General features: G+C 69.4%; 14 protein-coding genes. 9 read left to right on the forward strand and 5 right to left on the reverse strand.

Going from position 1 to position 13408, the window contains the following annotated elements; all coding sequences use genetic code 11:
- The 5 genes from D9598_RS19325 to D9598_RS19345 form a co-directional block, all read left to right on the forward strand.
- Positions 1-322: cytochrome c biogenesis protein CcdA (locus D9598_RS19325; RefSeq protein WP_304621617.1), on the forward strand; the 322-nt coding region annotated here is incomplete at its 5' end.
- Positions 319-936 carry a cation diffusion facilitator family transporter gene (locus D9598_RS19330; protein WP_099096355.1) on the forward strand — a complete coding sequence of 206 codons (618 nt, stop codon included), beginning with the start codon at positions 319-321 and terminating at the stop codon, positions 934-936. The genes D9598_RS19325 and D9598_RS19330, both read left to right, overlap by 4 nt.
- A gap of 75 nt (positions 937-1011) precedes the next feature.
- The gene (locus D9598_RS19335; RefSeq protein WP_198368139.1) at positions 1012-1260 is read left to right on the forward strand and encodes a hypothetical protein; all 249 of its coding nucleotides are present in this window, start codon (positions 1012-1014) and stop codon (positions 1258-1260) included.
- Positions 1261-1714: 454 nt separating this feature from the next.
- Complete coding sequence (locus D9598_RS19340) at positions 1715-3127, forward strand: YncE family protein (RefSeq protein WP_099096357.1); 1413 nt, start codon at positions 1715-1717, stop codon at positions 3125-3127.
- Positions 3128-3229: 102 nt separating this feature from the next.
- A complete protein-coding gene (locus D9598_RS19345; protein WP_198368140.1) occupies positions 3230-4207 on the forward strand; it encodes an arsenic resistance protein in 978 nt (325 codons plus the stop codon).
- A 58-nt stretch (positions 4208-4265) separates the two neighbouring features.
- Here the strand turns inward: D9598_RS19345 and D9598_RS19350 are convergent, their stop codons facing one another.
- The gene (locus tag D9598_RS19350; protein ID WP_198368141.1) at positions 4266-4703 is read right to left on the reverse strand and encodes a helix-turn-helix domain-containing protein; all 438 of its coding nucleotides are present in this window, start codon (positions 4701-4703) and stop codon (positions 4266-4268) included.
- Between the two features lie 231 nt (positions 4704-4934).
- Here D9598_RS19350 and D9598_RS19355 point away from each other — a divergent pair, with 231 nt between their 5' ends.
- Genes D9598_RS19355 through D9598_RS19370 form a run of 4 tightly spaced genes read left to right on the forward strand, consistent with a single transcriptional unit; the run spans position 4935 to position 7171 of the window.
- Positions 4935-5588 carry an SCO family protein gene (locus tag D9598_RS19355; protein ID WP_198368142.1) on the forward strand — a complete coding sequence of 218 codons (654 nt, stop codon included), beginning with the start codon at positions 4935-4937 and terminating at the stop codon, positions 5586-5588.
- Positions 5585-6049, forward strand: coding sequence for a copper chaperone PCu(A)C (locus D9598_RS19360; protein ID WP_099096361.1), 465 nt, complete (start codon positions 5585-5587; stop codon positions 6047-6049). The genes D9598_RS19355 and D9598_RS19360 overlap by 4 nt, the downstream gene beginning before the upstream one ends.
- 22 nt (positions 6050-6071) lie before the next feature.
- Entirely contained in the window at positions 6072-6530 is a 459-nt protein-coding gene (locus D9598_RS19365; RefSeq protein WP_099096362.1) for a disulfide bond formation protein B, read from the forward strand.
- Complete coding sequence (locus tag D9598_RS19370; RefSeq protein ID WP_198368143.1) at positions 6527-7171, forward strand: thioredoxin domain-containing protein; 645 nt, start codon at positions 6527-6529, stop codon at positions 7169-7171. The genes D9598_RS19365 and D9598_RS19370 overlap by 4 nt, the downstream gene beginning before the upstream one ends.
- Before the next feature lie 24 nt (positions 7172-7195).
- Here the strand turns inward: D9598_RS19370 and D9598_RS19375 are convergent, their stop codons facing one another.
- The 4 genes from D9598_RS19375 to D9598_RS19390 form a co-directional block, all read right to left on the reverse strand.
- A complete protein-coding gene (locus D9598_RS19375) occupies positions 7196-8515 on the reverse strand; it encodes an Nramp family divalent metal transporter (RefSeq protein ID WP_099096364.1) in 1320 nt (439 codons plus the stop codon).
- Positions 8516-8750: 235 nt separating this feature from the next.
- Positions 8751-9677, reverse strand: coding sequence for a cation diffusion facilitator family transporter (locus tag D9598_RS19380; protein WP_099096365.1), 927 nt, complete (start codon positions 9675-9677; stop codon positions 8751-8753).
- Positions 9678-9754: 77 nt separating this feature from the next.
- Positions 9755-12346, reverse strand: a complete 2592-nt coding sequence (locus D9598_RS19385; protein WP_198368144.1) for a heavy metal translocating P-type ATPase — start codon at positions 12344-12346, stop codon at positions 9755-9757.
- A gap of 120 nt (positions 12347-12466) precedes the next feature.
- On the reverse strand, positions 12467-13396 hold the full coding sequence (locus D9598_RS19390; RefSeq protein ID WP_198368145.1) for a cation diffusion facilitator family transporter: 930 nt from the start codon (positions 13394-13396) through the stop codon (positions 12467-12469).
- Between the last annotated feature and the right edge of the window lie 12 nt (positions 13397-13408).

Genomic DNA, 13408 nt, shown 5'->3' on the forward strand with positions numbered 1-13408 from the left:
CGCCTTCGGCTGGACGCCCTGCATCGGGCCGGTGCTCGGCGCCATCCTGGCGCTGACCGCCACCAGCGAGATCAGCCACCTCGGCATCGTGTTGCTGGCCACCTACGCGGCCGGGCTGGGCGTGCCCTTCCTGCTGGTCGCCGCCTTCGCGGACAGCTTCCTGCGCGGCCCGTTCCGCGGGCTGCGGCGCCTTGGCCGTGCTCTTCAGATCGTGGCGGGCGGCGTCATGGTGGCGATGGGGGTGGCCATGATCACGGGCCACCTGACCGACTTCGCCATCCTGATGCTCCGGCTCTTTCCCTGGCTTGGGAACATTGGATGAGCGACGACGACGACCTTCCCGAGGACCTCGCCCACATCACGCCCGCCTACCGCCGGGCGCTCTGGATCGTGGTCGGCCTCAACGTCGGCTATGGCCTCGTGGAGATGGTCGGCGGCTTCGTCTCCGGCAGCCAGGCGCTGAAGGCGGACGCTCTCGACTTCCTGGGTGACGGCCTGATCAGCTTCCTCGGCCTGCTGGCCATCGGCTGGAGCCTCGCCTGGCGCGCCCGCTCTGCCCTCATCCAGGGACTGTTCCTCGCCGTGCTCGGCCTGGGCGTGCTCGCCACCACGGGCTACCGGGTGCTGGTGCTGAACCAGCCCGAGGCCGAGCTGATGGGCCTGTTCGGCGCCGTCGCGCTGGTGGTCAACGTCGCCTCCGCGGCGGTGCTCATCCCGCATCGGGAGGGCGACGCCAATGTCCGGGCCGTCTGGCTGTTCAGCCGCAACGACGCCATCGGCAATGCTGCCGTGCTGGTCGCGGCGGGCCTCGTCTGGTGGACCGAAACAGCATGGCCCGATCTCGCCGTGGCATTCGTCATCGCCGGGCTGTTCCTCCAGTCGGCTTGGTCGATCATTCGCGACGCGCGGGCGGACCTGAGGGTGGCGCGTGATTGACGACGTTCTCCCGCAGCGAAACCCTCCCATGTGGGAAGTGCGTCTTCGTTGCGGGCAACCATGAGGAGGTCAACGATGCGGAAGTTCGTCGTATCCATTGCCGCCCTGGCTGGAATTCTGGCCGTGGCAGACGCCTCTGCCCAGGGCAGCCAGACCCAGGGCGGAATGATGCCGATGCAGCAGGGGCAGCAGGGCGGCATGATGATGGGCTGCCCGATGATGCAGCGGATGGCCTCTTTGGAGACTCACCTGCGCCAGCTTGAGGAGCGGGCAGGAATGCCGACTCCGCCAGCCCAGCCAGGCGCCCCAGAGGGTAGCCACTAGCATCAACGGAAGACCCTTGTCGGCGGCCGACCTGTACCGGATTTGGGAAGTCGGCCCTGGCCAAGTCGACCGGCGGCCCAGACCGCCGGTCGGCCTGCCTCGGCCGCCGCGTTGAAGGGCGCCGCTCCCACGTTGAGGCCCGCCCGGAGCCTTCGCGAGGATGTCGAGGCGCCCAGGGGGAGCCACTGACACCGGGTGGTGGGCCAGTGGAACGGTTGCAGTTGCTTAATCTTAGTGCGATATGCGAATGATTATCATGTGCTGCCGTGAACCAACGCCTCACTGTGCCCGACGCCGTACTCCATCCCGCCAGGATTGTCGGGTCGACCGCGGCCGAAGTCCCTCCAAGGGAGGCAAGCCGTAGCTTAGGCCCCTGGCACGCGGCGGTCCCACGCGCTCTCACGTCAGCCTGACCAACCTCCTCGCCCACCCCGACCAGCAGGACACCGCACCATTGCGACGCCTCCGCACGCACTCTCGCCTCGCCACCATCGGCATGTTGGCCGCCGGTTCGCTGCTTCTGGCCACGGGTGACGCGCTGGCGCAGTCCTCCTTCGGCGCAGTGGACGCTGCGGCCAACGCGCAGGTACGCTTCGCCGCCACCGAGCGCGGCAAGCCCATCCTTCCCGGGAGCGAGGTTGCCGTGTCCGGCCAGGGCTTCCGCCCAGGCCAGAAGGTGGCGCTGCTCTATGGCACGGCGGCACTGCCCAACGGCACGCTGGAAGCGGACAAGGACGGCAAGATCGCGGGCCGGATCATGGTCCCAGCCGACGCCGCCGTGGGCAGCCACCCGATCGTGGTGGTGGCGCAGGGCCCCTACAGCGCGGCGCTGGCGCCCTTGAAGGTGTCGCCCAGCATCCCGCTGTCTGGCCAGAACGGCTACGTGACGCGGGAAGCCAAGGTGGCGCGCGGCCTCTACCAGTCCGCCTACAGCGCCAAGAACAATGCGCTGTTCGTCACCTCCGCCATCGGTCGCCCGCCGGTGAAGCAGTCGGAACTGCTGAAGCTGAACCCTGAGACGTTGGAGGTGCTGGCGCGCATCACGCCGCAGGCTGCCCCGGCGCGGCCTGGCGGCCCGGCGGATGCGGGCGTCTACGCCGTCTACGGCATAGGCGTGGATGACGGCAACGACACGGTCTGGGTCACCAACACGCGGCAGGACACCGTGGCGGTGTACCGCCAGTCCGACCTGTCGCTGGTGAAGCAGTTCCCGCCCGGCACGGTGAGCCACGCGCGCGACGTGCTGGTCGATCCGCGGCTCAACAAGGCCTTCGCCAGCGCCATGCTCGCGCCGGAAGTGGTGGTGTTCGACACCCGCAGCAACGAGGTCGCCGCGCGCATCGAGATCGTGTCCCGGGTCCGCGGCGGCACTTTCTCCGCCGCCAGCCTGTCGCTGGATGCCGCCGCGAACCGGCTCTACGTCGTCAGCCAAGTCACCAACGAGGTGGCGGTGATCAACACCCGCACCAACGCGGTGGAGAAGGTGCTGCCGGTGCCCGGCGCGCGTGGCGCCATCGGTGTTTCCCACGACCCGCAAACCGGGCGCATCTACGTCGCGTCGCAGGACAGCGACAACCTGGTGGTGTTGGACGGCGAGAGCGGCAGGGTGGTGGCTGACACCCCTGTGGGCGCCGGGGCGCTGAACGTCGTATTCGACCCGGCGCGACGCCACGGCTACGTGGCCAGCCGCGGGGCGGGCACCGTTACCGTGGTGGACGCGGACGGCAAGATCCTGGCCAACCTCGGTCCGGCGCCGCTGGCCAACCACGTCCTGCTGGGGCCGCGCGGCACTTTGTACTCCGTGGACAAGTCGGCCGGGGTGCTAGAAGCCGACAGCGACACCATCCTGCGCCTCCAGCCGCGCTGACAGGAGATCTCCTCCCCGAGCGGTGCGGATTGGTCCTGCCCAAGCCGCAGGTGAATGGCATTGGGTCAGGGGTTGCCCACTCATCACGAAGGAGCCGACAGCTTGGCCGTCACCCGCACCGGATTGGAGGAGAACCAGGTCGCCATCTACTTCGCCGCGGTCGTCGCGGGCGCGCTCATGGCCGTTGCCGCCCCTGGGGAAGCCTGGGGCGCGGTCATCAACCCGGCCCTCGCGGCCTTGCTCTACGTAACCTTCCTCCAGGTGCCCCTGGCGGACCTCCGGAAGAGCCTGGCCAACGGGCGGTTCTTGCTAACGCTGCTGGCCGTGAACTTCGTCGCCGCGCCCCTGGTGGCATTCGTCCTGGCCTCCTTCCTACCCAGCGAGGAATGGGTGCTTCGCCTGGGCGTCCTGATGGTGCTGCTGGCGCCCTGCATCGACTACGTGGTCGTGTTCACCCACCTCGGCCGCGGCGATCCCCGGCTGATCGTGGCGGCGACCCCCGTGCTGCTGGTGGCGCAGATGCTGCTGCTGCCCGTCTATCTCGGCCTGTTCGTCGGCGAGCGCGCCATGGCGATGATGCAGCCCGGCCCGTTCATCGAGGCATTCGTCTGGCTCATCGCCGTCCCGCTGGCCCTGTCGGCGGCGACTCAGGCCTGGGCGGCACGGTCCGGTGCCGGGAAGACGGTCGTCGACGCCATGGGATGGCTGCCAGTGCCTCTGATGGCCATGGTGCTGCTGGTGGTCATCGCGGCGGTCGCGCCGGACGTGGCGGCGCAGGCAAGGTCCGTCGCGATGCTGGTGCCGGTCTACGCCGCGTTCGCCGTGGCCATGCCGGTCGTGGGCAGCCTGGTGGCCAGGTTCGTGGGCCTTGAGGCGGGCGCGGGGCGGGCCGTCACCTTCAGCGGTGGCACCCGCAACTCCCTGGTTGTGCTGCCGCTGGCCTTCGCCGTTCCGGAGGCTGGCGCCCTGCTGCCTGCCGCGGTGGTGACGCAGACGCTCGTAGAGCTCGTCGCCATGCTGGTCTACATCCGCTGGGTGCCGACGCTGGTGTCTGCCAAGCCTGCCGCCGCCGCCGAATAGCTGGGGGTGTGGTCACCGATCCGGGCCGGTGGCGCCTGGATGCGGCGCGCATGCATGGCTAGAGCCCGGCTGCCGCGCCGAGTGCCTCAGGGGTGGGCGCCAGGGCTTCGACGATCCGGCATTCCGACACGGTGCCGCAGCCGCACTGGCTGATGAGGGAGTCCAGTTCGCGGCGAAGCGCCTGAAGGTCCGCAATCTTCCGCTCGACCTCCGCCAGATGCTCCCGGGCGATCGCGTCCACGGCGCCGCATGGCAGGTCGGGCTGCCCGACGAGTCCGAGCAGGGCACGAATCTGCTCCAGCGAGAAGCCGAGTTCCCGTGCCCGCCTGATGAAGCTCAGGCGCCCGAGATGGGCTTCCCCGTAGGTCCGGTAGTTTCCGGCGCTCCGACCGGGTTTGGGCAGCAGGCCGACCTTCTCGTACCAGCGGACGGTCTCGACCTTTGTGCCGGTGGCCCGGGCAAGCGTGCCGATGTTAAATGACTGTTCGGCAATCATGGCGTTGACCCTGTAGTGGCTACAGGGTGCATCTAGGGAGCCTTGGGCCGTAGCCGCAAGCGGCTATGCCCCTGCGTAAAGAATGGCGGAGCCATGGCTGACAGCGGACACTGCGCATCGGGAAGGTGCCCCCGGCCTGTTCCGGGAACCGGCTTCATCGCGGGCGCCGCGGCGCCACTCCAGCCAGATGACCATTTCCAGGCCACGACTGACTTGAGAAAGGAGACAAGGATGAACCGCAGGACCCTGCTGCTCGCCCTTGGCGTTGGCGTCCCGGCTGGGAGCGCGCTCGGGTGGGGCCTGTCCGAGTGGATGCTGCGCTCCAAGAGGGCTTCCGCGCCGCGATCCAGCGGCATGCAGCAGCCCATCGGGTCGCCCTTCGCGCTGGTCGACCATACGGGCCAGCGCGTCACCGACGCGACCTACGCCGGGCGGGTGCGGTTGGTGTTCTTCGGCTTCACCCATTGCCCGGACGTCTGCCCGACCGGCCTCGGCTACATCGCGGAGGTCTTGGATGGCTTGGCGCCGCAGGAGGCCGCGGCGGTGCGGCCCCTGTTCATCAGCGTCGACGCCGGGCGCGACTCCCCGGAGTTGCTGGCCAGCTACGTGACCAACTTCCATCCCACCCTCATCGGTCTGACCGGCACCGAGGCGGAGGTGGCGCAGGCCGCAAAGGCGTTCCGCTCATATTACAACAAGGTTCCCACGGGCGGGGATTCCTACGTCATGGAGCACACCGCCTCCATCTACTTGGTCGGTGCGGACGATACGCTGCGCGGCTTCCTGGACACCCACGAACCCGTGCCGACGGCGGTCGCCAAAATCCGGCTGGCCCTAGGCAGCGCGGCGCTCGGCGCCGCCAAGGCGGAGGACCGCTCGTCGTGAAGCGCCGTACTTTCGTGGCCGCCTTGCCTTGCATGGTGGCGAGCGGGGCGTCCGCGCAGGCGCAGCCCGGGTTGTTCGCCGAGAACGCGTGGTCCCGACCGGCGCTGGCGCGCATCGGCACCGCGGTCGTCTACCTCAGCCTCCGCAACGGAGGCAGCCAACCCGTCCGCCTCCTCGGCGGCAGCACGCCCGTCGCCGAGAGGGTCGAGATCCACGAGAGTGTCGTGGAAGGCAGGGTGGCCAGGATGCGCGCACGGCCGGGCGGCGTGGTCGTGCCCCCGGGTGGCGTGATCCGCTTCGAGCCGAGCGGCCTGCACCTGATGCTGATCAAGCCAGCCGCCGACCTCAAAGCTGGGCAGGGCTTCACCCTGACCTTGAACTTTGAGAACGGTGCGACCTTTGCCGTCCCGGTGCAGGTGGCGATGCGGGAACCGGCGGCCGGTCATGGAGCCGCACACTGATGACGGAGAAGGGGACGCGCCCATGAGCGCCGTGACGTCGACCACACAGGGCCGCGCCGACGCCAAGGCTTGGTCCATCCTCTTCGCGGCCTGGGCCGTGGCGCTCGCCGCCAGCCTAGGCGCCCTGTTCATCGGCGAGGTCATGGGCCAGGCGCCGTGCTCCCTCTGCTGGCATCAGCGCGCCTTCATGTTCCCGCTCGCCGTGCTGCTGGCCGTGGCCTGCTACCGCTCCGACACGGGCGCCTGGCGCTACGCCCTGCCGTTGGCGCTGGTCGGCTGGCTGATCGCAGGGTGGCACACGCTGATGTTCTACGGCGTGGTGCCGGAAGCCATACAGCCCTGCGCCGCGTCGGGTCCGTCCTGCTCCGGCGAAGGCATGCTGCTGCTGGGCTGGGCGCCGCTGCCCATGCTCTCGTTCCTCGCCTTCACCACCCTGCTGATCCTGCTGACACTGCTCGCCCGGGGAGGGCGCAAGGCATGAACCGGCGCGTCCTCACCCTTGGCACCGGCGCCGTGGCCCTCGCGGCCTTCGGCTTCGGATACTGGCTGTACCCGCACGGCGAACTCGCTGGCCCGGCGGTAACCGGCCAGGACGACACCTACGTGCGGCCGCACTCGCCCGTCATCGGCAAGTCCGACGCGCGAGTGACCCTCGTCGAGTTCTTCGATCCGTCCTGCGAGGCCTGCCGCGCGTTCCACCCGATCCTCGGGCAGATCCTGGCCCGCCACCCGGAGGACGTCCGGCTGGTGCTGCGCTACGCGCCGTTCCACCAGGGGTCGGACGAGGCCGTCCGCATCCTCGAGGCGGCCCGGCTGCAGGGTCGCTTCGAGCAGGTGCTGGACGCCCTCTTCGCCCGGCAGCCGGAGTGGGCGGCCCACGGCGCGCCGAACCTCGCGGCCGCCTGGCGGATCGCGGGGGTTGCCGGGCTGGACATCGAGCGGGCCAGGAAGGACGGACGGCAGCCGCAGGTCGACCGCGTGCTGCAGGCCGACACGGCGGACCTGCAGTCCCTGCAGGTGCGGCAGACGCCGACCTTCTTCGTGAACACGCGGCCGCTGCTCTCCTTCGGTCCGCGCCAGCTCTACGAACTCATCCTGAGCGAGCTGGACGCCCCGCGCTGAAGGCCGCGCCCGGACGGCGCGACCTCATTCTTGGATGATGAGGTCGAGGATCACCTTGGCGTTCAGGCCGATGATGAGCGCCGCGCTGGCCCAGCCGAGCGCCAGTTGCCAGCGGGGCGCCGTCAGGGTTCCCAATCGCCCCTTGTCCCCGGCGAACAGCATCAGCGGCACCACGGCGAAGGGCAGCTGGAGCGACAGGATCACCTGGCTCAGGATCAGGAGCTGCGCCGTGCCGCTCGTGCCGTAGAACCAGGTGACCAGGACGGCCGGTATGATGGCCACCAGGCGGGTGATCAGGCGCCGCAGCACCGGCGGCAGGCGGAAGCGGAGGAAGCCCTCCATCACGATCTGGCCGGACAAGGTCGCCGTGACGGTGGCGTTGATGCCGCACAGCAGCAGCGCGACCGCGAACAGCGTTGCCGCCGCGCCGGTTCCGACCAGCGGCGAGAGCAACTGGTAGGCTTCCTGGATCTCGGCGACTTCCGTCCTCCCGGCGGTGTTGAACACCGCCGACGCGGTGATCAGGATGGCCGAGTTCACCAGCAGGGCCAGGCTCAGCGCCACGGTGCTGTCGATGCTGGAGAAGCGGATGGCCTCCCGCTTGCCATCCAGGTCCCTGCCGTAGTCCCGCGACTGCACCAGCGCCGTGTGCAGGTACAGGTTGTGCGGCATGACGGTGGCGCCGAGGATGCCCATGGCGATGTAGAGCTGCGTCTCGTTCATGACGATGGAGGCGGCCGGGATGTAGCCGCGCAGCACGGCGCCCCAGTCCGGATCCGCCAAGGCGATCTGGATGGCGAAGCAACCGAAGATCAGGGCGATGAAGCCGAAGATCAGGGCCTCCAGCCAGCGGATGCCCTTGTTCTGGAGCCACAGGATCAGGAAGGCGTCCAGGGCCGTCAGCATCACGCCGAAGAGCAGCGGAATGCCGAACAGCAGCTGCAGGGCGATGGCGGTGCCAATGAGTTCCGCGAGATCCGTCGCGCAGATCGCGAGTTCCGCCAGGAGCCAGAGCGGATAGGCGACGGGAGCCGGAAAACGCTCGCGGCACAGCTGCGCCAGGTCGCGGCCCGTCGCAATCCCGACGCGGGCGCAGAGCGCCTGCAGGAGGATCGCCATCAGGGACGAGAGCAGGGCGATGGAGAGCAGCGTGTACCCGAAGGCCGAGCCGCCAGCCAAGGCCGTCGCCCAGTTACCCGGATCCATGTAGCCGACCGCCACCAGGTAGCCGGGCCCGACGAAGGCCAGCAGCTTGCGGAGGAACCCTCCGGCGTTCGGCACCCGGACGGAGCGATGGACCTCGGGAAGGCTTTCAGGCCTGGAAGGAATCAGGGGAACCGTCATGGACGACGCCTGCCAAGTGGGTGCTCGCCTGCCACCGGCTCCCGCCAGAGGCCCAGAGTGAACCCAAGGCTACAATCATTAGTAGAGGCATCTCAAGCGCAATCCGCGCGGTCCCCGACGGCCGTGAGGGCATCCATCGGCAGGTTCGCACCGGCGCTTGGTCGCCCCGCGCTGAAATCCGGGACTCGCCCACTGGGCAGCCGGTGCTCGGTGCCGGGAGCTTTCTTTCCCTGCCTCAGGGGTCCCCGAGAAGCTGCCGTCCATGGCGGAAACGCCCCGCCAGTTCGAACTCGAGGGTCGCGTGCCCGATCTCGAAGCGGTCGCGTAGCTTCGCCTTGAGGCGCTCCTTGATGTCGGTCACCTCCCCCAAGGGCAGGTCCTCCACGGCGAGGTGCGCTTCCAGTGCCACCTTGCCCTCCTCCGGCTGCCAGACGTGGATGTGGTGAACGTCCCGCACGCCCGGCGCCGCCCTCAACTCGGCCAGAACGGCTTCGTAGTCGAAGTCCCGGGGAGCACTGTTCATCAGCACCGCAACCGCCTCCCGGATCTCGTGCCACGCGTGGATGAAGATGTAGACCGAGATCGCCGCGGTGATGGCCGGGTCGACCCACTGGACGCGCTCTCCCCAAACCATGATGGCCAGGGCGCCCACGATGAGACCCACGGTCGCCAGGGCATCCGCGATCATGTGCAGGTAGGTGCTCTTGACGTTCAGGCTGCCGATGTCCTTCCGCAGCACCCAGGCGGAGGCGGCGTCCTCCACCAGGGCGATGAGGCCCACGATCAGCATCGTCTTCCCGGCGACCTCCGCCGGATTCATGAAGCGGTCTGCCGCCTCGTAGAGCAGGTAAAAGCCGATGACGAAGAGCGTCGTCAGGTTGATGAGCGCGCCGACCGTCTCCGAGCGCCCGTACCCGAAGGTCCGCCTCCGATCCACGTCGCGCCGGGAGATGCGCCATGCGACGTAGGACACGAGCACGGAGCCTGCGTCCGAGAAGTTGTGGGCAGCGTCGGCGAGCATCGCCAGCGATCCGGAGATGACGCCCCCGACCACCTCGGCCGCCGTGATCCCGAGGTTCAAAGCCAGCGCGACGAGAAGACGCCTGCCGCGTCCAGGCGAATCCTTGGCTTCCGTGCCGCCGTGATGATGGTGGTGGGCCATGACCGGCTCCTGGGTTCAGGTTGCTTGCGGCGGAACTCGCCTTCGGGCATCCGGCACCCGGGTTCCACGCATCAGGGCTACACCCCGGGCTTCCAGGCCAGCAGCCGGAGCGCGTTGAGGGTGACCAACACCGTCGCGCCGGTGTCCGCCATGATGGCGGGCCAGAGGCCGGTCACGCCGATGAGCGTCGTCACGAGGAACACGGCCTTGAGGCCGACGGCGATGGCCACGTTGGTCTTCACGTTGGTCATGGTGGAACGCGACAGGCCGACGAGTTCGGCGATGCCGGAGACGCGGTCCTTCAGCACCGCCGCGTCGGCCGTCTCCAGCGCCACGTCGGTGCCGCCGCCCATGGCGACGCCGACCGAGGCGGCCGCCAGCGCCGGGGCGTCGTTGATGCCGTCCCCCACCATGACCACGGAACCGGCTTCGCGGAGCGCGCCGATCTCGCGCAGCTTGTCCTCGGGCAGCAGTTCGGCCTTCACATCCAGGCCAAGGCCACCTGCGATGGCGGCGCCGGTCCGGGCATTGTCGCCGGTCAGCATGACAGAGCGGATGCCCAGCTTCGACAGAGCGGCCACGCCCGCGGCGGCATCCGCACGCGGCTCGTCGCGCAAGGCCAGGACACCCGCCGCGGCGCCGTCCACGACCACCACGACGGCGGTCTTCCCCTCGGTCTCCAGCTTGGAAACCTGTTCGGCGAGAGCACCCATGTTGGCGCCCAGCTCCGCCGCGTGGCGCGGGCTGCCGATGCTGACCTTCCGCCCGCCCACCGTGGCGGTGACCGCCTTGCCGGGCACGGCTCCCTGGTCGGAAGCCTGGGGAGTCGCAATGCCACGCTCACTGGCCTCGGCCAGGACGGCCTTGGCCAGGGGATGCGAGGACCCCTGCTCCACGGCCGCGGCATAGGCCAGGAGATCCCAGGCCGATGTTCCTGCCACCGGAAGCACGTCGGTCACCTTCGGATGGCCCGCTGTCAGCGTGCCGGTCTTGTCGAAGGCCACTATCCGGGCCGCCCCGATCGCCTCCAGCGCCGCGCCGCCCTTGATCAGCAGGCCGCGCCGGGCACCGGCCGACAGGCCGGAGGCGAGGGCGGCGGGGACGGAGATGACGAGGGCGCAGGGGCAGGCGATCAGCAGCACCGCCAGGCCGCGATAAACGCTGGTCCACCAGTCCCAGCCGAGCAGGAAGGGCGGCAGGAGGATGACCAACGCGGACACCACCATCGCGCCCGGGGTCCAGTAGGTCGAGAACCGCTCGATGAAGCGCTGCGTCGGCGCGCGGGAGGCGGTGGCCTCCTCCACCATGCGGATGATGCGGGCGATGGTGTTGTCCGTGGCCGCGCGGCTCACCCGGATGCGGAGCGCGCCGTCGGCGTTGATGGAACCGGCCACAATCGCGTCCCCGGGGCCGCGCGTCACCGGCACGCTCTCGCCGGTGACCGGGCTCTCGTCCAGGGCGGACTGCCCTTCCTCGATGGTGCCGTCGCCGGGCACGCGGTCGCCGGGGCGGACCAGCACGAGATCACCGACCGACAGGCGGTCGGACGGCACCTGTTCGGTCGAACCGTCCGCGCGCAGGCGCAGGGCCGTGCGGGGCATGAGGTTCGCCAGCGCCTTGATGCCCGCCCGGGCGCGCCCGGCCGCCACGTTCTCCAGCAGCTCGCCCAGGGCGAAGAGCAGGACAACGACCGCCGCCTCCTCCGCCGCGCCGATGACGGCGGCGCCCGCGGCGGCGGTGACCATCAGGGTCTCGATGGAAAAGGGCGAACCCGCCCGCGCCAAGTTGAAGGCGCGCCGCCCGAACGGTACCAGGGCGACCAGCGTCGCGATCAGGAAGAGCGGATAGGTCAGGTTGCGGGGCAGCACCAGCGACAGCGCGTAGGCCCCAATGACGAGGGCGCCCAGCAGCCAGACCAGGCGCGCCTTGCCCGTCGCGTACCAGGGCTTGGTCGCGTCGGCGGGGTCCTCGTGGTCGGCATGCGAGTGGCCGAACGCGGCGCCATGGGCATGGCCATGGTCATGGGCGGCGTGTGGCTGGGCACCGGCAGGCTTGGCTTGGGCATGTCCGTGCCCGGCATGGCCGTGATCATGGTCATGATCGTGGCCATGGTCATGATGGCCATGGTCGTGCCCGCGGCAGTGGCCATGGTCGTGGTCAACTGCCGAGGCAGGCGGCGCGCCCGGGGCTTCCTGAGGCGCGAGGGCCTGGGCCTTGTAACCGAGTGCCCCGATCTGCTTCTCCACGGCCACGGCATCCGTCGTGCCCGGCGCGAGGCGCAGGGTCAGCCGCTCGGCCATCAGGTTCACCGAGACGTCGGACACCCCGGGAAGGCGGCCGACGGCCTTCTCCACCTTGGCGACACAGGAGGCGCAGTCCATGCCCTCCACCCGCCAGGACAGCGGCGGCGAGGCGGCCAGGGCCTCAAGGCGGGTGACCTTGTAGCCCAGGGCGCCGATCTGCTTCTCGACGGCCTCGGGCGTCGCGCCACCGGGCGCCAGCGTGGCGCCGAGCCGCTCGGCCATCAGGTTGACCTTGATGTTGGTGACGCCCGGGAGACGGCCGACAGCTTTCTCGACCTTGGCGACACAGGAAGCGCAATCCATGCCTTCCACCCGCCATGTCACCGGCTGTCCCGGGGTACCTCCGCCGCTGCGCGTGCCGTCCATCGAGCAATCTCCTGCTGATGGTCCCCTAGATACGACCTCCAGTCACTGGAGGTTCAAGGGGGTGAATCAGGTTCACGGGAAACTTCCGCTGGCGTGTGGCGGCGACAGCCATGGGAGGAGCTATCCATGCGCATGCCCAGCTTCGGACTTTCCCCACAGGTCTTCGGTCACACCACCATGGGCGCCCGCCAACTCGGTCTGGATGGTCGCGTGGGTGATGCCGAACCGCTCCGCGAGCATGGCTCCCAGCACGTCCTCCAGCCTCTCCTCCCTGGACAGCGCGGCGTCGACAACGATGTGCGCCGAAAGGGCCACCTTGCCGCTGGTGAGTGCCCAGATGTGGAGGTCATGAATGCCGCGGACCCCGGCCGTCTTACTGATGGCCTGCTCGACGGCGTCGATGTCGATGCCGCGCGGGACGCTCTCCAGCAGGACGTCGATGGCTTCCGACAGGAGGGTCCAGGTCCGCGGGAGCACCCAGAAGGCGATGGCGATGCCGAGCACGGGGTCCACCCAGGTCCAGCCGGTGGCCCAGATGACAGCGGCGCCGATGATGACCGCGACGGAGCCAAGGAGGTCGCTCCAGACCTCGAGGTAGGCGCCCTTGACGTTGAGGCTGCTCTCGCTGCCCCCCGCCAGCAGGCGCATGGAGATCCAGTTCACCAGCAGCCCGAAGGCGGCCACCGCGAGCATGCCGAGGCTGCCGATCTCCGCGGGCTCGCGGAAACGCTGGTAGGCCTCGTAGAGGATGTACAGGGCGACGAGGAACAGCAGGGAAGCGTTGAACGCGGCCGCCAGGATCTCGAAGCGATGGTAGCCCCAGGTGCGCCGCCGGTCGGCTGGGCGACGGCCAACCCGGATCGCGACGAGGGCCACTGCAAGGGCCAGCGCGTCGGTCAGCATGTGCGCCGCGTCGGAAAGGAGAGCCAGGCTGTTGAAGATGTAGGCGCCCGCCACCTCGGCGAGCAGGAACGCGCCCGTCAGTCCCAAAGCCTTGGCCAAGGCCGCCGAGTTGGCGTTGCCCGCACCGTGGTCGTGACCCTGTCCCATTCAAGCCTCCAG

The sequence above is a fragment of the Roseomonas sp. KE0001 genome, from assembly GCF_016107285.1.
GTDB lineage: Bacteria > Pseudomonadota > Alphaproteobacteria > Acetobacterales > Acetobacteraceae > Pseudoroseomonas.